This is a genomic window from Pseudomonas sp. NFX5, from assembly GCF_049132125.1.
In the GTDB taxonomy this organism is placed as follows: domain Bacteria; phylum Pseudomonadota; class Gammaproteobacteria; order Pseudomonadales; family Pseudomonadaceae; genus Aquipseudomonas; species Aquipseudomonas marginalis.
Map to the genome: position 1 here is coordinate 61287 of NZ_JAFMZG010000023.1, position 18915 is coordinate 80201.

Consider the following 18915-nt stretch of genomic DNA (forward strand, 5'->3'; position numbering starts at 1 on the left):
GTTGTGCCTTATGGCCAGCGAGGGATCATCGTTTGCGCAACCACATTCGTAACATGTATCGATTGAGATCTTTCAAAGAGACTGCGTCATCAATCTCTAAGCGCGGAGCGCTCTTATCGATGAAATGAGTTCGGGTATGGAGAAACTTGTTGTCAGCTGAAATAAGAACCTGCCCTGGTTCAAGCAGCACTCGATGTTGAACTGAATATTGATCAAGGACTGTATCTAGAAAATCCAATGCATGTATTTGCGCCAGGGTTAATGGCGCTCCCGCTTTGATGTGGGCCGATTCGATATAGACGCGGAAGTACCTAATCAAAGGGATGCCCTCATTTGAAAAGCTCAAGATTGGCGCTTTGAATAATTGTTCTTCCTCCGCCATACCTCGATTTTCAAAATAGAAATCGCACTTAAGTTCTTCCAGTACCTCAGGGAATGCCATTAATTCAGCGTATACCGCGCTTGCGTCTATCAGAATACTTTCGCCGCCGAGTAAGGCTTTCTGGCCACAAGCCAGAATCAAATAATCGATAGGGAGCGGATCGCTTACGCCATCGTTATGGACATATGCGCCCTGACGGGTCTGATGATATCTCGTACCTTCTTCAATGCTTTTACCTCCCCGGTCATACACCTCAATAACCCTATGGCCAAGATGGTTCTGCACCATTGGCGCTCCCAGCAAAGAGCCGAACGTCCATATCAAAGATTTGAAGCCTGCAAGATCATCGACTTTAAATCCATCTAGGATAAGGACGTGTTTTTCGTGATCAACGATTTTTCGTATATTGCGCAGTTCTGCGCTGAGGGTCTGCGAGTGATGGGGGGCGATGTAAGCAGGCTTTGCATCGAATCGATTAGTTTGATCATCCGGTTCGGAGCTGGCTTTTGCGCTCAGTAGTTCGTTGAATGCGGTTTTAGAAAGCCTGACTTTAGAAATTTCGTGGTGGAAAGTACTTATATTTATATTCATTGCGAGCTTTACGGGGTTGGTTGGAGTCAATATTTAACTAACCTCACCACTCTCCGGAAAAGCGAAAAGTCGTCAGCGGAGCCATAAAAAACCGTCATGGAAGATATTTCCTACAAGAAAGTTCATCAGGTGATCGATGCTGGCATTTCGTCATGATTTGTAAAGGGCCGGCAAGCCGTATCCCTTTAAATTGCAGGACGTTTCCGAGACAATCCCCGCCGCCTTGTGACTGTTGAATGGATGGCTAGTCTTCGGCCCGTCGCTGGTTTTCAGCGATCGGGTTTAGCAGCCTGAGTTCAATAGGCACACGGTTCACATCCGCGTTTATGGTGGCTGTGCGTGGGGCACCCTCGGGTGCGCTGGTGTTCCTATTGGCCAGTCTGCTAACCCGCGTACAGCTGCCACCTATCGTTTAGCCGCGTTAGTGGTCGCTCCCGTGTTCAATAGGAGTTACACCATGACCAAAGCACTTCCCGACCCACCCGTTGACTGCCTTGTCGCCAACGAAAACCTCAGTTTCGAAGACGCCCAACTTTATATCGCTCACCTGATCCACAGCGCATCGGCCACCGTATGGGACTGTTGTGAGCACCTGCAGCCGCACGACCGCGCGAAAGTCCATGCGGTGTGGCATTTGCTGGAAACGGCCAAGACCGTGGTGGATCGCACCATCGACTGCATGCCTCGTACCAATCACGTCATCTAAAACCACTGCAAATTGAATGTGAAATCGAGTCAATGTGGGAGGGGGCTTGCCCCCGATAGCGGTCCGTCAGCTAAAAATAGGTGGCTGACCCATCGCCATCGGGGGCAAGCCCCTCCCACATTTTGATCTCATGCGGGTTTGAGTTTTTGGTTATTAATAAATAGCTTCTTATTCCTTAACGAATATAACCCTCGTCCCTATACTGTCCTACAACGTTAAACGCTGCAGGAGGGCACACCCATGCACAGCGAGTCGATTCGTTATCTGATCGTGCCGGGCTGGCAAGGATCGCCAGAAGATCATTGGCAAAGTCACTGGCAGAACAGCCTGCCCAACAGCGCACGCGTGGAGCAGGCCGATTGGCTCACACCGCGCCGTGAAGATTGGGTCGCCGCGCTGGCCGAGGCGATCGCCGCCGACAGCACGCCGGTGATCCTGATCGCCCATAGCCTGGGCTGCATCACCGTGGCCCATTGGGCGGCCACTGCCCCGGTGCAGTTCCTGCGGCAGGTGCGCGGTGCCTTGCTGGTGGCTCCGGCGGACGTTGAACGGCCAGCCTGCTCGCCGGCCCTGCGCAACTTTGCGCCGATCCCGACCGACCTGCTGCCGTTTCCCAGCCAGGTGGTCAGTTCCGATAACGACAGCGCCGTCAGCGCCCCCCGGGCCCTGGAGCTGGCGCGTAATTGGGGCGCCGAAGCCGGCATCCTGTCGGGGGCCGGGCATATCAATGTGAAGTCCGGTCACCAGCGCTGGGAGCAGGGGTTTGCCTACCTGTATCGCCTGCAAAGCCGCCTGGAGCATCACGCCCGGCGCACCGCCTGATATTTTTTCAACGCCCCGTCCCTGAGTGGATTTGGGGCGGGAGCCTGCCATGAGTCTGCATGAAACCTTCGGTCAGCCGCTGCTGACCTTCCCCGACGCCGAAAAAAGCCCGCTGAGCATCCGCGCCAAGGCGCTGGTGTTTGTCGACCCGCGCTCGCGCAAGCTGCGCGAAGACCTGGAAAACCTGGCCCCGCGCGCCTTGCCCGTATTGATTCGAGGCGAGACCGGCAGTGGTAAAGAATTGCTGGCGCGGCATATTCACCGGGGCAGCGACCGCTCCGGTTTGTTTGTCTCGGTCAATTGCGGCGCCATCAGCCCAACCTACGCCGACGCCGAGTTGTTTGGCTATGCCGCCGGCGCCCACAGCGGCGCGGCCAGCAGCCGGGCCGGGTGGTTTGGCTCGGCCAATGGCGGCACGTTGTATCTGGATGAGATCGGCGACTTGCCGCTGCCGATCCAGGTGAAACTGCTGGCGGCCCTGGAAAACCATGAAGTCACCCGCGTGGGCGCCCACCAGCCGAGTCCGGTGGACGTGCGCCTGGTGGCCGCCACCAGCATCGACCTGGCCCAGGCCGTGGCCGCCGGCAAGTTTCATGAGAGGCTGTTCCATTACCTGAGCGAAGGCCAGCTGGACTTGCCGGCATTGCGTGAGCGGGTGGGCGATATCCTGTCGTTGGCCGAGTACTTCCTCGGCATCTACAGCCAGCGCCTGGACCTGCCGGTGCCGCTGATCAGCGATGCGGCCCAGCGCGTCCTCGAACACCACAGCTGGCCGGGTAATACCCGCGAGCTGGAGAACGTCATCCACTTCGCCTTGCTGGTGAGCAGCGGCGACGAAATTCTGCCCGAACACCTGAACCTGCCGGTGGCGGGGTCGCCCTTGGAGCAAGTGCAGCGCATCTTCGCCAATGCCAGCCCGGCTGAGCGGGAAACCTTGCGCAGCTTTCTAAGCGAACAAGCCGCTACATGAGCAAAATGGAATATCAGCGTGAATAAAAGATATTGTTCGGGAATAAAAAATCTAGGTATTGTCCATTCCACGCCGCGATAGCACTTCGCTGGCACACCACCTAAAAAACGGTCGTCAGAGACGCCCCGGATTTCCGATAAGGACACTGCATGAAAAAGGTTCTGTTGTTTACCGCATTGGCGGCTGCCCTGACTGCAAGCTTCGCCCAGGCCAACGAGAAACTGGTGGTGGCCGCCACCCCGATCCCGCACGCCGAGATCCTTGAGCTGGTCAAGCCAACCCTCGCCAAAGAAGGCGTGGACCTGGAAATCAAAGTCTTCACCGACTACGTACAGCCAAACGTACAGGTTGCCGAGAAGCGCCTGGACGCCAACTACTTCCAGACCCTGCCGTACCTGGAAAACTTCAACAAGGGCAAGGGCACCAACCTGGTCACCGTGGTTGGCGTGCACGTTGAACCCTTCGGCGGTTACTCGAAAAAGATCAAGAATATTTCCGAGCTCAAGGATGGCGCCACCGTGGCCATCCCGAACGAAGGCTCCAACAGCGGCCGTGCCCTGTTGCTGCTGCAGAAAGCCGGTGTGATCACCCTGAAAGACCCGACCAACGCCCTGGCCACGCCGAAAGACATCGCCAGCAACCCGAAGAACCTGAAGTTCAAAGAGCTGGAATCGGCCCTGCTGCCACGGGTGCTGGACCAGGTTGACCTGGACTTGATCAACACCAACTACGCCCTGGAAGCTGGCTTGAACCCAGCCAAGGACGCGCTGATCATCGAAGATGCCAAGTCGCCGTACGTGAACTTCCTGGTGGCGCGCCCGGACAACAAGGACAGCGACGCTATCCAGAAGCTGTCCAAGGCCCTGACCAGCCCGGAAGTCAAAGCCTTCATCGAGAAGAAGTACAACGGCGCAGTCGTGCCCGCGTTCTGATGTAAGCCAAAACCCCCTTCAAGGTTTCAACGCCGACGGCTCACATAGCGTCGGCGTTTTTTATGTGTGGAATCTGGAATGCAATCAAAATGTGGGAGGGGGCTTGCCCCCGATAGCAGTGGTTCAGTCAATGCATCTGTGACTGACATACCGCTATCGGGGGCAAGCCCCCTCCCACATTTGATCTTCATCTCACAGTGGATTTTCAGCGTGTCAGAGCGCGCGGCTATTGATCGCCCTGCGCAACGCCACCAACCATTTCACCAGCTCCTGCGGATCAATCGGTTTCGCTTTGTTCATTGTTCATTCCCTCGAAACACAGACCCCCCAACCATAGTCGTCACCTGGAAAACCTGCGAATCCGTCGGTTATCTTTTTGGGTGATATCAATATGCTATTTCGGTATTTAAATTTTACTTTTTATACCTTTAAAGTTCGCGCTACCCGGCGTTACCCACGCCGGATCGGACGGCGCTCGCCGCATTACCCCTGCGGCGTCATGGACTCACAATGACCTTCGATTTCGCTTTTATCCTCAGCACCCTGCCGGCGTTTTTGAACGCCGTGGGCGTCACGCTGCAAGTGGGCCTGATCGCCATTGCCACCTCGTTGCTGGTGGCGCTGATCAACGCTGCACTGCTGGTGTTTCGCACGCCGTACCTGTCGCGCCTGGTGGCGCTCTATGTGGAACTGGCGCGCAATACACCGCTGCTGATCCAGCTGTTCTTCGTGTACTTCGCCTTGCCGGCCCTGGGTTTGAATATCTCCGGGTTCTGGGCGGCGATCATCACCATGACGTTCCTCGGCGGTGCCTACCTCACCGAAGTGCTGCGCGCCGGCGTGGAAGCGGTGCCCCTGGCGCAGATCGAGTCGGGCAAGTCCATCGGCCTGTCGGACTGGCAACTGCTGCGTCATGTGATCCTGCCCCAGGCCGGCATCCTCAGCCTGCCGGCGTTGTTCGCCAATTTCATTTTCCTGCTCAAGGAGACCACCGTGGTCTCTGCCGTGGCGGTGCCGGAGATTCTCTACACCACCAAGAGCTACATCGCCCTCTACTACAAGACCTACGAAATGCTCGCCGTGCTGACGCTGATTTGCGTGCTGCTGTTCTTGCCGCTGTCGCTGCTGCTCAGCCGCCTGGAAAGGAGGCTCCAGCATGGCCAGTTCGGGTCTTGAGTTGTTGTGGGTGTCGTTGCCGCAATTGGGCAAGGGCGCTGCGCAGACCCTGTCGATTTCGTTGTTGAGCATCGCCTTCAGTACGGTCGGCGGCGTGTTGTATGGCGTGCTGCGCACCTTGAACAACAGGCTGGTCAACGCGGTGCTGCGGGTTTACCTGGAGCTGTTCCGGGCGATTCCGGTGCTGGTGTGGTTGTATCTGCTGTTCTTTGGCCTGCCGATCTTCTTTGGCCTGAGCATCCCCAGCTTCTGGTGCGCGGTGCTGGTGTTGTCGCTGTGGGGCGCCAGCGAAGTGGGCGAAGTGGTACGCGGCGCGTTGCATTCGCTGCCCCGCGGCCAGCGCGAAGCCGGCCTGTCGATTGGCTTGTCCGACCCGCAGTTGTACGGCTACGTGTTGCTGCCCCAGGCCCTCAAGCGCATGACGCCGCCGACCATCAACGTCTACACGCGCATCATCAAGACCAGTTCCCTGGCGGTGCTGATCGGCGTGGTGGACGTGATCAAGGTCGGCCAGCAAATCATCGAGCGCACCTATGAGTCGGTGTTGATCTACGGCGCGCTGTTCCTGTTTTTCTTCTTTATCTGCTACCCGTTGTCGGCCGCCTCCAAGGTGCTGGAACGGCGCTGGGCCCAAGCATGAGCGCATTGATCGAGTTCCAGGGTTTCAACAAATTCTTCGGCGACCAGCAGGTGCTCAAGGGCATCGACCTGAGTGTGCAAAGCGGCGAAGTGGTGGTGATCCTCGGCCCCAGCGGCTGCGGCAAAAGCACCTTGCTGCGCTGCCTCAACGGCCTGGAAGTGGCCCATAGCGGCAGCCTGCGGTTTGCCGGCAAGGAGTTGTTGGATAAAACCACCGACTGGCGCCAGGTGCGCCAGGACGTGGGCATGGTGTTCCAGAGTTACCACCTGTTCCCGCATATGAGCGTGCTCGACAACATCCTGCTCGGCCCGCTGAAAGTGCAAAAGCGCGAGCCGCGCGAAGCCCGCGCGCAGGCCGAGAAGCTGCTGGCCCGCGTAGGCCTGGCGGACAAGCGCGACGCCTTCCCGCGCCAGCTCTCCGGCGGCCAGCAGCAACGCATCGCCATCGTCCGCTCGCTGTGCATGAACCCTCAGGTCATGCTGTTTGACGAAGTCACTGCCGCCCTCGACCCGGAGATGGTCAAGGAAGTGCTGGAGGTGATCCAGGGCCTGGCCCGCGATGGCATGACCCTGCTGATCGTCACCCACGAAATGGCCTTCGCCCGCGCCGTCGCCGACCGCGTGGTGTTTATGGAGGCCGGTCGCATCCTCGAACACAACACCCCCGAAGAATTCTTTACGAACCCGCAAACCGCACGCGCGCAGCAGTTCCTGGAGAAGTTCTCCTTTGTCTCAACACTGCCCAAGAAAACCAAGGAACTGGAGCTGCTATGAAAAAATTACTGCTGCCACTGTTGGCTGTCGCCTTACTGGCCGGCTGCGATAAAAAGGCCGAAGAGCCTGCTAAACCTGCTGCCGCCGTGAGCTACCTCGACAAGATCAAGGCGCGGGACAAGCTGATCGTCGGCGTGTTTACCGACAAGCCACCGTTTGGCTTCGTCAACGAAGCGGGCCGCTATGTCGGCTTCGATACCGACATCGGCCGCCAATTCGCCAAGGACCTGTTGGGCGATGAGAACAAGGTCGAATTCGTCGCCGTCGAGCCGGCCAGCCGTATTCCGTTCCTGCAAAGCGACAAGGTCGACCTGATCCTCGCCAACATGACCGTGACGCCCGAGCGCAAGGAAGCAGTGGACTTCACCAACCCCAACCTGAAAGTCGCGGTGCAGGCCCTGGTGCCCCAGGACAGCGCGGTCAAAAGCCTGGATGACCTGGCCACCCGCACCACCATCGTCACCACCGGTACCACTGCCGATATCTGGCTGACCAAGAACCACCCGGACTGGAAACTGCTGAAGTTCGAGAAAAACTCCGAATCGCTGCAAGCGCTGTCGGCCGGGCGTGGCGATGCCTACGCGCAAGACAACCTGGTGCTGTTCAGCTGGGCCAAGCAGAACCCGGGCTACCGCGTGCTGGAAGAGAAACTCGGTGACGAAGCGCCCATCGCCCCGGCGGTGAAGAAGGGCAATATCGAACTGCGTGACTGGGTGAATGCCGAGTTGGCGAAGCTGGGTGAGGAGAAATTTCTGCTCAAGCTCTACGACCAATATGTGCGCAAGGAGCTGAGCGATGACACCAAGCCTGAGAGTGTGATCGTTGAAGGCGGGAAGTGGCAGGGCTAGTTCTGCGCTGACTGTTATGCCGCTATCGGGAGCAAGCTCCCTCCCACATTTGAATGTATTCACACGTCACATGTGCGAGAGGACTTGCCCCCGATGAGGCCGATGAACTCACCTCAATACGCCTTCCCCATGCAGATAAGGAACCCTGAACTAAGCTCACAGTCGCATACACACTGGCACATCGCATCGCGCACAAGGAGTCTGCATGGGCGGTCGTATTTCCATCTGTATCGTCGGTCTGGGTTTAGTGGTGTTGCTGAGCGCGTGTGGCCAGGAAAAAGCTGAGCCCAAGGCCCATTCGCGGGTTTTTGTTCAAACCGTACAACCCGCCGATTTCGCCGCGGCCGTCACGCTGACCGGAGATATCCAGGCCCGCGTGCAAACCGATTTGTCCTTCCGGGTCGGCGGCAAGATCATCCAGCGCATGGTGGATGTGGGCGATCGCGTTAAAGCCAGGCAGGTGCTGGCCAGGCTCGACCCCAAGGATCTACAGACCAACGTCGACTCCGCCCAGGCCCAGGTCGTGGCCGAGCAGGCGCGGGTCAAGCAAACCGCCGCCGCGTTTGTGCGCCAGGAAAAGCTCCTGCCCAAGGGCTACACCAGCCGCAGCGAATACGATTCCGCCCAGGCCGCGCTGCGCAGCAGCCAAAGTGCCCTGGCCGCCGCGCAGGCACAGTTGGCCAACGCCCGTGAACAACTCGGCTATACCGCGCTGATCGCGGATGCGCCGGGGGTGATCACCGCGCGCCAGGCCGAAGTCGGTCAGGTGGTGCAGGCCACCGTGCCGATTTTCAGCCTGGCCAGCGATGGCGAGCGCGATGCGGTGTTCAACGTCTATGAGTCACTGCTGGTTGAGCCGCCGCCGGATGCGCCGATCACCGTCAGCCTGCTGGATAACCCGAGCATCAAGGCCGTGGGTAAAGTGCGTGAAGTCACGCCTGCCGTAGCCGCCAATACCGGCACGGTGCAAGTGAAGATCGCCCTGCAATCGTTACCCGAAGGCATGCGGCTTGGTTCGGTGGTCAGTGCCACCGCCAATGGCCCGGCCAAGGCGAGTATCGAGCTGCCCTGGTCGGCGTTGACCAAAGACCTCAGCGAGCCCGCCGTATGGCTGGTGGACGGCGAGGGCAAGGCGCAACTGCACAAGGTCACGGTGGCGCGTTACCTCACCGGCAAAGTGATTATTGGCGACGGCCTCAAGGGCGGCGAAAAAGTCGTGGTGGCCGGTGGGCAATTGCTGCACCCCGGCATGCTGGTCGAGATTGCCCAGCCAGGAGCCCAGCCATGAAGCGCCTGACGGTTGTACTCGCCGCCAGCCTGTTGCTGATGGCCTGCTCCAAAGAAGAACCGGCGCCCGAGCCCGTGCGCCCGGTGCTGTCCATGGAGGTGAAATCCGAGGACCAGGAAACCCTCGGCCGTTTCGCCGGCACCATCCAGGCGCGCTATGAAAGCAATCTGGGCTTCCGGGTCCCCGGTCGCATCGCCCGGCGTGCCGTGGATGTGGGCGCCGAAGTGGACAAGGGCGCCTTGCTCGCGGTGCTTGACCCTACCGACCAACAGAACCAGTTGCGCGCCGCCCAGGGCGATTTGGCACGGGTGCAGGCCCAGTTCATCAACGCCCAGGCCAATGCCCGTCGCCAGCAGGAGCTGTTCAACCGTGGCGTCGGCGCCCAGGCCCAACTGGACGTGGCCCAGACCGACCTGAAGACCACCCAGGCCTCCCTCGACCAGGCTCAGGCTTCGGTCAACCAGGCCAGGGACCAGCTCAACTACGCCGAGCTGCGCACCGACCACGCCGGCATCGTCACCGCCTGGAATGCCGAGGCCGGCCAGGTGGTCAGCGCCGGTCAGCAAGTGGTGACCCTGGCGCGCCCGGACATCAAGGAGGCGGTCATCGACCTGCCCGCCGGCCTCGCCGAGCGCCTGCCGGCGGATGTGGTATTCCTCGTCGCCGGGCAACTCGACCCCAGCGTCCACACCACCGCCACCGTGCGCGAGATCGAACCCCAGGCCCAAAGCGCCACGCGCACCCGTCGCGCGCGCCTGACCCTGGCCGAAACGCCGCCCGCGTTCCGCCTTGGTACGGCGATCAGCGTGACCTTGAGTTCGGCCATCGCCCCACGCATCGAATTGCCCCTGAGCGCCTTGCAGGAAGTCGACGGCAAGACCCGCATCTGGATCCTCGATACCCAAAGCCAGACCGTGCAACCGCGCGATATCACGGTGCTTAGCCGTGACGCTGACAGCGCCTTGCTCAACGGCGGCGTCAAACCCGGCGAGCGTATCGTTACCGCCGGCGTGAACAGCCTGAAGCCCGGGCAGAAAGTCAAAATCGACGAGGACAGCCCGCGATGAAAGGCAGCTTCAACTTATCCGACTGGGCCCTCAAGCATCAGTCCTTCGTCTGGTACCTGATGTTCGTCGCGCTGCTGATGGGCGTGTTCTCCTACATGAACCTGGGCCGCGAGGAAGACCCCTCGTTCACCATCAAGACCATGGTGATCCAGACCCGCTGGCCGGGCGCGACCCAGGAAGAAACCCTCAAGCAGGTCACCGACCGCATCGAGAAAAAGCTCGAGGAACTCGACGCCCTCGACTATGTGAAAAGCTACACGCGACCGGGTGAATCCACGGTGTTCGTGTTCCTCAAGGACACCACCAGCGCCAAGGCGATTCCGGAGATCTGGTACCAGGTCCGCAAGAAGATCGACGACATTCGTGGCACCTTCCCCCAGGGCTTGCAGGGGCCGTCGTTCAACGACGAATTCGGCGATGTGTTCGGCTCGGTGTACGCCTTTACCGGCGACGGCCTGTCGATGCGCCAGCTGCGCGACTACGTGGAGCAGGTGCGCGCCGAAATCCGTTCGGTGCAGGGGCTGGGTAAGGTCGAGATGATCGGCCAGCAGGACGAAGTGATTTACCTGAACTTCTCCACGCGCAAACTGGCGGCCCTGGGCATCGATCAGCGCCAGGTGGTGCAAAGCCTGCAATCGCAGAACGCGGTGACCCCCGCCGGGGTGATCGAGGCCGGGCCGGAGCGCATCTCGGTGCGTACCTCGGGGCAGTTCGCCTCGGAGAAAGACCTGGCCAACGTCAACCTGCGCCTCAATGACCGCTTCTATCGCCTGGCGGATATCGCCGAGATCAGCCGTGGCTACGTCGACCCGGCGCGGCCGATGTTCCGTTTCAACGGCAAGCCGGCGATTGGCCTGGCCATCGCCATGCAGAAGGGCGGCAATATCCAGTCGTTTGGCAAGGCGCTGCACACGCGCATGGACGAACTGACCGCCGACCTGCCGGTGGGCGTCGGTGTGCATAAGGTCTCCGACCAGGCCGAAGTGGTGGAAGAGGCCGTCGGCGGCTTTACCAGCGCGCTGTTCGAAGCGGTGATCATCGTGCTGGTGGTGAGCTTTATCAGCCTGGGCATGCGCGCCGGGCTGGTGGTAGCGTGCTCGATTCCACTGGTGCTGGCGCTGGTATTCGTGTTCATGGAATACAGCGGTATCACCATGCAGCGTGTGTCGCTGGGTGCGTTGATCATCGCCCTCGGCCTGTTGGTGGACGATGCGATGATCACCGTGGAGATGATGATCACGCGCCTGGAAAAAGGCGAAACCAAGGAGCAGGCGGCGACCTACGCCTACACCTCCACGGCATTCCCGATGCTCACCGGTACCTTGGTGACCGTGGCCGGCTTCGTGCCGATTGGCCTCAACGCCAGTTCGGCGGGCGAGTACACCTTTACCCTGTTCGCGGTGATTGCCGTGGCGATGCTGGTGTCGTGGGTGGTGGCGGTGCTGTTTGCGCCGGTGATCGGCGTGCATATCCTCAGCGCCAAGGTGAAACCCCACAGCGCCGAGCCGGGGCGCATCGGCCGCGCATTCAATGGCGGCATGCTGTGGGCCATGCGCAACCGTTGGTGGGCCATCGGCATCACCGTGGGCCTGTTCGTGGCGTCGGTGTTCTCCATGCAGTTTGTGCAGAACCAGTTCTTCCCGTCGTCGGACCGCCCGGAAATCCTCGTCGACCTCAACCTGCCGCAAAACGCCTCGATCAACGAGACGCGCAAGGCCGTCGACCGCCTCGAAGCGATCATCAAGGACGACCCGGACATTGCACGCTGGAGCACGTATATCGGCCAGGGCGCGATCCGTTTCTACCTGCCCCTCGACCAGCAACTGGAAAACCCCTACTACGCGCAACTGGTGATCGTCAGCAAAGGCCTGGAGGAGCGCGGTGCCCTGATTGCGCGCCTGCAAAAGCGCCTGCGCGACGACTTCGTGGGCATCGGCAGTTTTGTGCAGCCGCTGGAAATGGGCCCGCCGGTGGGGCGTCCGATCCAGTATCGCGTGTCCGGCAAAGACACCGACCAAGTGCGTAAACACGCCATCGAACTGGCGACCCTGCTGGATAAAAACACCCACCTGGGCGAGATCATCTACGACTGGAACGAGCCGGGCAAAGTGCTGCGCATCGACATTGCCCAGGACAAGGCGCGCCAGCTCGGGCTGTCCTCCGAGGACGTGGCGCAACTGATGAACAGCGTGGTCAGCGGCGCCTCGGTGACCCAGGTGCACGACGATATCTACCTGATCAGCGTGGTCGGCCGTGCCGAAGACGCCGAACGTGGCACGCCGGAAACCTTGCAGAACCTGCAGATCGTCACGCCCAACGGCACCTCGATCCCGCTGCTGGCCTTCGCCACGGTGCGCTATGAGCTGGAGCAGCCGCTGGTGTGGCGTCGCGACCGCAAGCCGACCATCACCATCAAGGCCTCGGTGCGCGATGAGATGCAGCCGACCGACCTGGTCAAGCAGCTCAAGCCGGAGATCGACAGATTCAGCGCCGGCCTGCCGGTGGGCTACAAGGTCGCCACCGGCGGCACCGTGGAAGAAAGCGGCAAGGCCCAAGGCCCGATTGCCAGCGTGGTGCCGTTGATGCTGTTCCTGATGGCGACGTTCCTGATGATCCAGCTGCACAGCGTGCAGAAGATGTTCCTGGTGGCCAGTGTCGCGCCGCTGGGGCTGATTGGCGTGGTGCTGGCGTTGATCCCCACGGGCACGCCCATGGGCTTTGTGGCGATCCTCGGCATCCTGGCGCTGATCGGCATCATCATCCGCAACTCGGTGATCCTGGTGACGCAGATCCACGAATATGAAGTGGCCGGCTACACGCCGTGGGACGCGGTGGTGGAAGCCACCGAGCATCGGCGCCGGCCGATCCTGCTCACGGCGGCGGCGGCGAGCCTGGGCATGATCCCGATTGCCCGCGAAGTGTTCTGGGGGCCGATGGCCTACGCGATGATCGGCGGGATCATCATCGCCACCTTGCTGACGTTGTTGTTTTTGCCGGCGCTGTATGTGGCCTGGTACAAGATCCGCGAACCAAAGCAGGAACAACAGGAACAACACGGTTAAAAATGTGGGAGGGAGCAAGTCGAATCGTCGCACCGCCCCTCCCACAATTGATCTCAGCTGGGCATTTGATCCGTGGGAAACTTCCGAAAGCGACACTTGTTGCCCTGGCCAACCGTTGAGCGCTTTACCCTTCGACCCCCACCTCTCAACGATCGCCTGCCATGAACAGTATGCGTCATACCTTACTGATCTGCTGCTTGTTCCTGTCGCCCCTGGCCTTTGCCGGCACCGTATTGGAAAACCCGTTGTGGCGAGTCGAACTCGACCCGGCCACCCTCGCCATCCGTGTGACACCCAGTGGCCAGCCCCAGGTGCAGGCCTCCAACGGCGTAGCGGCGCGTGCCGTCAGCCAACTCGCACAAAACGCGCAACAGGCCAGTTGGCAATGGGATGACGGTGCCTATCGCGTGACTGCCAGCCTTGAGCAGCGCGACCTGCTGCTGTCGATCACGGCGCGGGAAGCCGGTGAGCTGCCGATTCTTCTACAACCGCCGAGCGCCATGGGCCGAGGGTTGATATGGCCGTTGGCCGAAGGGCATTACGTGCCGGCCGGCCATGCCATGTGGAACGCTTTCCTGGTGGCGCAGGGTGACATCAACACCACCCAGGACCTCAGCCTGCCGCTGTGGGGCGTCGATCACGGCGCTTTCACCCTCAACTGGCTGCTGACCAATCCCTATAACAACCGCCTGCGCTGGCGGGGCCAGGCGCTGTCGCTGGCCCATGAGTTCACTTCGCTCGGGCCTGCCGCCCCCATGACCCTGCTGTTGCACCTGGGCGAAAGCGATCCGCTGGCCGGGGCCAAGCGCTATCGCCGATGGTTGGTCGCGCAGGGTCGCTATGAGCCCCTGGCAGACAAGCTGCGGCAAACCCCTGGGGCTGAAAAGCTGCTGGGCGCCAGCCATGTCTACCTGTGGGGCAATGACCTGCTGGCGCCGGAGGGTGTGCGTGATTGGCTGTTGTTGCTCCAGCGCTTGCGCGCTCATGAACTCAGAGGCCTGTTGGACAAGGACTCCGCAGCGGTGCTGGTGCAGCCCCGCGCCTTGAATCGCTACGAGCAAAGGGTGCTGTTGCGCGGCCTCAACGCCGCGATCAACAGGAAGGCCCGGCAGAGTTGGCAGGTGGACGAGCCCGATATGACCCGTCTTGCCGCGCGCTATGGCGAGTTGCGTCGCGAATTGGCCGTGGACTTTGCCGGCGCCCTGCGCGATAGCCCCGGCACCTGGGGCAGCCAGGTGGTACAGACGCTGCGCGACGCCGGGCTGCCACGCTTGATGCTGACCCTGGGCGAAGGCTGGGAAGGCGGCCTCTGGCACCCAGAGACCATCCGCGCCGGTGTCGACGCCGGCTACCTGATGGCGCCCTACGATTCCTACCAAACCGCGTTGTCCGCCACCGAAAACCCCGACTGGACCACCGCCCACCTGGGTAGCCAGGCTTACCGCGACTGCGCCATCGTATTGAAGGACGGCACGCTCAAGATCGGCTTCCAGCAGTCCGGCCACTACACCGACCCGCGCTGCGTGCGGCCTCTGCTGGAGGCGCGGGTGAAAGCCGTGCAGGCCGTGGCCGGCTTCAACGCCTGGTTTCTCGATGCGTACGCCACCAGCATGCTGTTCGACAGCTACCGCACCAACGCACCGATGACCCAGGCGCAAAACGCCGAAGGCAATATCGATGCGTCCCGCTGGCTGAACACCACGCTGCAATTGCCGACCGGCTCCGAAGACGGCAACGCCATTACCGCCCGGGGCATCCTGTTCGCCCATGGCATGCAAACCCCGGTGCTGGGCTGGGGGGATCGCGACATGACCCAGGACAAACAGTCGCCCTACTACGTGGGCAACTGGTACCCGCCGGAACAACCGGCGGTGTTCTTCAAGTCGGTGCCGCTGAACGAGCCGTTTCGCACCCTCTACTTCGACCCGACGCTGCGCCTGCCGCTGTATCAGGCGGTGTTCCATGGCTCGGTGATCACCACCCATCACTGGCTGTTCGACAGCCTCAAGCTGAGCAATGTGCGGGCTGAAAATGAGCTGACCCAACTGCTCTACAACGTGCCGCCGCTTTATCACCTGAGTGCTGCGACGCTCAAGGCGCGGCTGCCGCTGATCCAGCGCCAGGATCGATTTTTCCGACCGCTGCATGAGCGCCTGGCCACCCAGGCGATGACCGGGTTTCGCTGGCTGACGGCGGATCGGCAGGTGCAGGAAACCACGTTTGCCGATGGCACGCGGTTGGTAGCGAATTTTTCCACGGGGTCGAGAGAGGGGGTTGCGGCGAGGAGTGTGACAGCGGTGGTGGATGGGACATCGGTGGTGTATCAGGTGCAGTAGGGGTGTCCATCAGTCCGTCATCGGGGGCAAGCCCCCTCCCACAGGGGAATGCATTTCAAATGTGGGAATGGGCTTGCCCGGACTCAAGCCTTGCGCCAAACGCTGGCCAACCAGGGCTGCTGGGGTCGAGGCAACCCGGCGGGTCGGTAGTAATGCTCCAGTTCCACGAAGCCGGCGGCGGTGAGCAGTGCCTGCCAGGCCTCGAGGTCGTGATAGGAACCATAGCGCGGCCCGTTCCAGCCTTCCTGGTTCTCACCCCGTGGATTGGAACTGAACAGCACACCGCCGGGCTTCAACGCCCCATGCAGTTGCTTGAGCACACGGGGCAATTCCTGCTTGGGGATATGAAACAGCACCGCATTGGCAAAGATCCCGTCAAAGCGTTCGGCGGGCAGATCCAGCTTGAGGAAGTCCTGCTGCAACACCTCACAGCCGCTGTCTTCGCGCGCCATCTGCGCAAACCGCTCGGAGCCATCCAGGCCGACGGCGATATGCCCCAGGCGCGTAAAGGTCTGCAAGTCCCGCCCCGGCCCGCAGCCGAAATCCAGCACGGTAAAGGGCGCCGAGCCCTGGATATGCCGCAGCAGCGCGTCGATGTTCTGGCTCACATCGTGATCGCGGGTGCCTTCACGAAAGCTCTCGGCCACGCTGTTGTAGTGGCCGAGGGTGGTGGACGTGATCTGGTCGAGGTCGTCGGGCTTGAGGGGCATGGTGATGAATACCGGGCACTGAGATGGCCCGACTATACCTCACCTCTTGTTCAGCACTCGCGCCAGGCGATCGCCGCCGAGTTGAATCACCGCCACCAGGATCACCAGCAGCACAATCACCGTAAGCATGATCTGCGTATCAAAGCGCTGGTAGCCATAGCGATAGGCAATGTCGCCCAAGCCACCGGCCCCGATCGCCCCGGCCATGGCCGACGAGTTGATCATGGTCACCAGGGTGATGGTGAACCCGCCGACGATCCCCGGCAGCGCTTCGGGCAGCAGTACATGCCAGATGATGTGCCAGCGCCGGCAACCCATGGCCTGGGCGGCTTCGATCAGGCCGTGGTCGACCTCGCGCAGACTCACTTCGGCGATCCGCGCAAAAAACGGCGTGGCGGCGATGGTCAGCGGTACGACCGCCGCCCACACGCCATAGGTGGTGCCGACGATCAGCCGCGTGAGCGGGATCAGCGCCACCATCAGGATCAAAAACGGAATCGAGCGGAACAGATTGACGAACGCCCCCAGCACCCGGTTCAGCGTCGGCGCCTGGTAGATGCCGCCCTTGTCACTGGTCACCAGAAACACCGCCAGCGGAATCCCCACCAGCAAGGCGATCAACGACGACACGCCGACCATCAACAAAGTGTCGATGGCGCCTTGCACCAAACGATCAAACCACATAGCCCAGCACCTCCACCTGTTGTGCCCAGTTCGCGGCGCGGTTGCGCAGTTCTTCAGTGCCGTGGGGTGAGCCATTCACCGCCAGCAGCAGTTGCCCCAAGGCATGCCCCTGGATCCGTTCGACACCGCCCTGCAGTAAGCGCACGCGCCCGCCGAGGGCGCTGAACAGCGCGGCCAGGTCCGGTTCATCGCTGGCACTGCCGGTGAACTGCAAGCGCAGCACCACGGCGGCGTCCGGCGATTCAGGCTGGGGGTGCAAACGGCTTTGCAGTTCTTCCGGCAGCCCATGTTGCAGCGGCGCCAGCAGGGTCTGGCTGACCTCATGTTGCGGGTTGCCGAACACTTGCCACACCGGGCCTTGCTCGACGATGCGCCCGTGTTCCAGCACCACCACGCGGTCGCAGATGTCGCGGATCACCGCCATCTCATGGGTGATCAAGACGATGGTCAGGCCCAGGCGCCGGTTGATCTCGCGCAACAGGCCGAGGATCGACTGGGTGGTCTCCGGGTCGAGGGCCGAAGTGGCTTCGTCGCACAGCAGGATCTGCGGGTCGTGCACCAGTGAACGGGCGATGCCCACGCGCTGTTTCTGCCCGCCGGACAGCTGCGCCGGGTAGGCCTTGTGCTTGTCCTGCAATCCGACCAATTCCAGCAGCTCACGCACCTTTTGCTCACGCTGGGGCTTGGGCACGCCGGCGACTTTCAGCGGCAATTCGACGTTCTGCCACACGGTCTTGGCCGACATCAGGTTGAAGTGCTGGAAGATCATGCCGATACGTCGGCGCAGCGCCACCAGGTGGTCTTCGTCGAAGTCGCCGATGTCCACCTGATCGATCAGCACGCGCCCGCTGCTGGGTTGTTCCAGGCGGTTGATGGTGCGGATCAGCGAGGACTTGCCGGCGCCGCTGCGGCCGATAATGCCGAACACTTCACCGCGCTGGATCGCCAGGTCGATGCCTTGCAAGGCATGCACGCCGCCGTCGTAGGTCTTGCCCAGGTTGATAAAGCGCACGTGCGCGCGGTTCAGGTCCGGATGCAGTTCTGTCTGTTCGGCGTCCCTGGGCGGTGAGCCCAGGTCGCGCAGTCGAGCGTGGGCGGCGGTCATTTTTTATCTTCCCAACCGACTTGGTAGAGCTTGCCGAGGGATTTATCCAGGGCGGCACGCACCACCGGCGAGTGCTGGTAGATGTCGACGAACTTGATCACGCGCGGGTCGGTTTTGCTTTTTGGCTGGATCACGAACTGGATCACGTATTCCGGGTGGTCGAGGCCGTCGAACAGCAGCGCCGACTCGGCATCGAAGGTCTTGGACAGGCGGATGTAGGCCGGGTAGCCCTGCACCAGGTCCGCGTCGTCATAGGCGCGCACCAGTTGCACGGCCTCGACTTGCAGGATCTTGATCTTCTTCGGGTTGCTGACGATGTCTTCTTCGGTGGCCTTGTAGCCCACGCCCGGCTTGAGGGTGATCAAGCCGGCCTTGGCCAGCAGTTGCAGGCCGCGACCGCTGTTGATCGGGTCGTTGGCAATCGCCACGCTGGCGCCCTGGGGCAGGTCGTTGATGCTCTTGTACTTTTTCGAATACAGCCCGACGTTGTTGATGATGCCCGGCGCGTACGGCACCAGGTCAAAGCCGGCGGCGGCCTTGGCGTTTTCCAGGAACGGGATGTGCTGGAAGTAGTTCACGTCAATATCGCCGGCGGCCAGGCTGACGTTGGGCGCGATCCAGTCGGTGAACTCCACCAGCTCGACCTTCAAGCCTTGCTTGCCGGCTTCGGCGACGGCGGCCTCCAGGGGAATCGCGAAGGCGGCGGTGGTGCCGATTTTCAACGGTGCATCGGCGGCGAACACCGCCGAGCTGAACAACCCGAAGGCCAGGGCCAGTGCTTTGACTGGGTGGGAGAGCAGTGTTTTTTTCATGGTCGATTTCC

General features: G+C 61.2%; 17 protein-coding genes. 12 read left to right on the forward strand and 5 right to left on the reverse strand.

Annotated features, from left to right (window positions below):
- Positions 1–25 precede the first annotated feature (25 nt).
- Complete coding sequence (locus tag J1N02_RS14640; RefSeq protein WP_421147442.1) at positions 26–973, reverse strand: TauD/TfdA family dioxygenase; 948 nt, start codon at positions 971–973, stop codon at positions 26–28.
- Between the two features lie 457 nt (positions 974–1430).
- Here J1N02_RS14640 and J1N02_RS14645 point away from each other — a divergent pair, with 457 nt between their 5' ends.
- The 12 genes from J1N02_RS14645 (at position 1431) to J1N02_RS14700 (ending at position 15593) form a co-directional block, all read left to right on the forward strand.
- Positions 1431–1679 (forward strand): hypothetical protein, encoded by a 249-nt coding sequence (locus tag J1N02_RS14645; protein ID WP_098480616.1) that lies wholly within the window; start codon positions 1431–1433, stop codon positions 1677–1679.
- 240 nt (positions 1680–1919) lie between these two features.
- The gene (locus J1N02_RS14650) at positions 1920–2501 is read left to right on the forward strand and encodes an alpha/beta hydrolase (protein ID WP_016975008.1); all 582 of its coding nucleotides are present in this window, start codon (positions 1920–1922) and stop codon (positions 2499–2501) included.
- 49 nt (positions 2502–2550) lie between these two features.
- A complete protein-coding gene (locus J1N02_RS14655; RefSeq protein ID WP_027607852.1) occupies positions 2551–3471 on the forward strand; it encodes a sigma 54-interacting transcriptional regulator in 921 nt (306 codons plus the stop codon).
- A gap of 149 nt (positions 3472–3620) precedes the next feature.
- Entirely contained in the window at positions 3621–4403 is a 783-nt protein-coding gene (locus J1N02_RS14660; protein ID WP_027607851.1) for a MetQ/NlpA family ABC transporter substrate-binding protein, read from the forward strand.
- A 510-nt stretch (positions 4404–4913) separates the two neighbouring features.
- Positions 4914–5579 carry an amino acid ABC transporter permease gene (locus J1N02_RS14665; RefSeq protein WP_065941074.1) on the forward strand — a complete coding sequence of 222 codons (666 nt, stop codon included), beginning with the start codon at positions 4914–4916 and terminating at the stop codon, positions 5577–5579.
- Entirely contained in the window at positions 5560–6219 is a 660-nt protein-coding gene (locus tag J1N02_RS14670; protein WP_027607849.1) for an amino acid ABC transporter permease, read from the forward strand. The genes J1N02_RS14665 and J1N02_RS14670 overlap by 20 nt, the downstream gene beginning before the upstream one ends.
- Complete coding sequence (locus tag J1N02_RS14675) at positions 6216–6992, forward strand: amino acid ABC transporter ATP-binding protein (protein ID WP_065941076.1); 777 nt, start codon at positions 6216–6218, stop codon at positions 6990–6992. The genes J1N02_RS14670 and J1N02_RS14675 overlap by 4 nt, the downstream gene beginning before the upstream one ends.
- A complete protein-coding gene (locus J1N02_RS14680; protein ID WP_065925839.1) occupies positions 6989–7840 on the forward strand; it encodes a transporter substrate-binding domain-containing protein in 852 nt (283 codons plus the stop codon). The genes J1N02_RS14675 and J1N02_RS14680 overlap by 4 nt, the downstream gene beginning before the upstream one ends.
- Positions 7841–8045: 205 nt before the next feature.
- On the forward strand, positions 8046–9128 hold the full coding sequence (locus J1N02_RS14685; RefSeq protein WP_027607846.1) for an efflux RND transporter periplasmic adaptor subunit: 1083 nt from the start codon (positions 8046–8048) through the stop codon (positions 9126–9128).
- Positions 9125–10195 (forward strand): efflux RND transporter periplasmic adaptor subunit, encoded by a 1071-nt coding sequence (locus J1N02_RS14690; protein WP_027607845.1) that lies wholly within the window; start codon positions 9125–9127, stop codon positions 10193–10195. The genes J1N02_RS14685 and J1N02_RS14690 overlap by 4 nt, the downstream gene beginning before the upstream one ends.
- A complete protein-coding gene (locus tag J1N02_RS14695; protein ID WP_421147443.1) occupies positions 10192–13257 on the forward strand; it encodes an efflux RND transporter permease subunit in 3066 nt (1021 codons plus the stop codon). Before J1N02_RS14690 ends, J1N02_RS14695 begins: the two co-directional genes overlap by 4 nt.
- Positions 13258–13418: 161 nt before the next feature.
- Positions 13419–15593, forward strand: coding sequence for a glycoside hydrolase (locus tag J1N02_RS14700; RefSeq protein ID WP_421147444.1), 2175 nt, complete (start codon positions 13419–13421; stop codon positions 15591–15593).
- A gap of 83 nt (positions 15594–15676) precedes the next feature.
- Here the strand turns inward: J1N02_RS14700 and J1N02_RS14705 are convergent, their stop codons facing one another.
- From J1N02_RS14705 to J1N02_RS14720, 4 genes are read right to left on the reverse strand one after another with little or no spacing between them, the layout of a single operon-like run.
- Positions 15677–16303, reverse strand: a complete 627-nt coding sequence (locus J1N02_RS14705) for a class I SAM-dependent methyltransferase (RefSeq protein ID WP_027607842.1) — start codon at positions 16301–16303, stop codon at positions 15677–15679.
- Positions 16304–16342: 39 nt separating this feature from the next.
- Entirely contained in the window at positions 16343–16987 is a 645-nt protein-coding gene (locus tag J1N02_RS14710; protein WP_414887333.1) for a methionine ABC transporter permease, read from the reverse strand.
- Positions 16977–18092 (reverse strand): methionine ABC transporter ATP-binding protein, encoded by a 1116-nt coding sequence (locus tag J1N02_RS14715; protein ID WP_027607840.1) that lies wholly within the window; start codon positions 18090–18092, stop codon positions 16977–16979. Before J1N02_RS14715 ends, J1N02_RS14710 begins: the two co-directional genes overlap by 11 nt.
- Complete coding sequence (locus J1N02_RS14720) at positions 18089–18904, reverse strand: MetQ/NlpA family ABC transporter substrate-binding protein (RefSeq protein ID WP_065941082.1); 816 nt, start codon at positions 18902–18904, stop codon at positions 18089–18091. Before J1N02_RS14720 ends, J1N02_RS14715 begins: the two co-directional genes overlap by 4 nt.
- Positions 18905–18915 lie beyond the last annotated feature (11 nt).

What these genes read in the sequence shown, in the direction of transcription:
- J1N02_RS14685 (WP_027607846.1), top strand. Translation starts at nt 8,046, where the DNA reads ATGGGCGGTCGTATTTCCATCTGTATCGTCGGTCTGGGTTTAGTGGTG.
- J1N02_RS14660 (WP_027607851.1), top strand. Translation starts at nt 3,621, where the DNA reads ATGAAAAAGGTTCTGTTGTTTACCGCATTGGCGGCTGCCCTGACTGCA.
- J1N02_RS14645 (WP_098480616.1), top strand. Translation starts at nt 1,431, where the DNA reads ATGACCAAAGCACTTCCCGACCCACCCGTTGACTGCCTTGTCGCCAAC.
- J1N02_RS14670 (WP_027607849.1), top strand. Translation starts at nt 5,560, where the DNA reads ATGGCCAGTTCGGGTCTTGAGTTGTTGTGGGTGTCGTTGCCGCAATTG.
- J1N02_RS14710 (WP_414887333.1), bottom strand. Translation starts at nt 16,987, where the DNA reads ATGTGGTTTGATCGTTTGGTGCAAGGCGCCATCGACACTTTGTTGATG.
- J1N02_RS14695 (WP_421147443.1), top strand. Translation starts at nt 10,192, where the DNA reads ATGAAAGGCAGCTTCAACTTATCCGACTGGGCCCTCAAGCATCAGTCC.
- J1N02_RS14675 (WP_065941076.1), top strand. Translation starts at nt 6,216, where the DNA reads ATGAGCGCATTGATCGAGTTCCAGGGTTTCAACAAATTCTTCGGCGAC.
- J1N02_RS14680 (WP_065925839.1), top strand. Translation starts at nt 6,989, where the DNA reads ATGAAAAAATTACTGCTGCCACTGTTGGCTGTCGCCTTACTGGCCGGC.
- J1N02_RS14720 (WP_065941082.1), bottom strand. Translation starts at nt 18,904, where the DNA reads ATGAAAAAAACACTGCTCTCCCACCCAGTCAAAGCACTGGCCCTGGCC.
- J1N02_RS14655 (WP_027607852.1), top strand. Translation starts at nt 2,551, where the DNA reads ATGAGTCTGCATGAAACCTTCGGTCAGCCGCTGCTGACCTTCCCCGAC.
- J1N02_RS14640 (WP_421147442.1), bottom strand. Translation starts at nt 973, where the DNA reads ATGAATATAAATATAAGTACTTTCCACCACGAAATTTCTAAAGTCAGG.
- J1N02_RS14690 (WP_027607845.1), top strand. Translation starts at nt 9,125, where the DNA reads ATGAAGCGCCTGACGGTTGTACTCGCCGCCAGCCTGTTGCTGATGGCC.
- J1N02_RS14715 (WP_027607840.1), bottom strand. Translation starts at nt 18,092, where the DNA reads ATGACCGCCGCCCACGCTCGACTGCGCGACCTGGGCTCACCGCCCAGG.
- J1N02_RS14705 (WP_027607842.1), bottom strand. Translation starts at nt 16,303, where the DNA reads ATGCCCCTCAAGCCCGACGACCTCGACCAGATCACGTCCACCACCCTC.
- J1N02_RS14665 (WP_065941074.1), top strand. Translation starts at nt 4,914, where the DNA reads ATGACCTTCGATTTCGCTTTTATCCTCAGCACCCTGCCGGCGTTTTTG.
- J1N02_RS14650 (WP_016975008.1), top strand. Translation starts at nt 1,920, where the DNA reads ATGCACAGCGAGTCGATTCGTTATCTGATCGTGCCGGGCTGGCAAGGA.
- J1N02_RS14700 (WP_421147444.1), top strand. Translation starts at nt 13,419, where the DNA reads ATGAACAGTATGCGTCATACCTTACTGATCTGCTGCTTGTTCCTGTCG.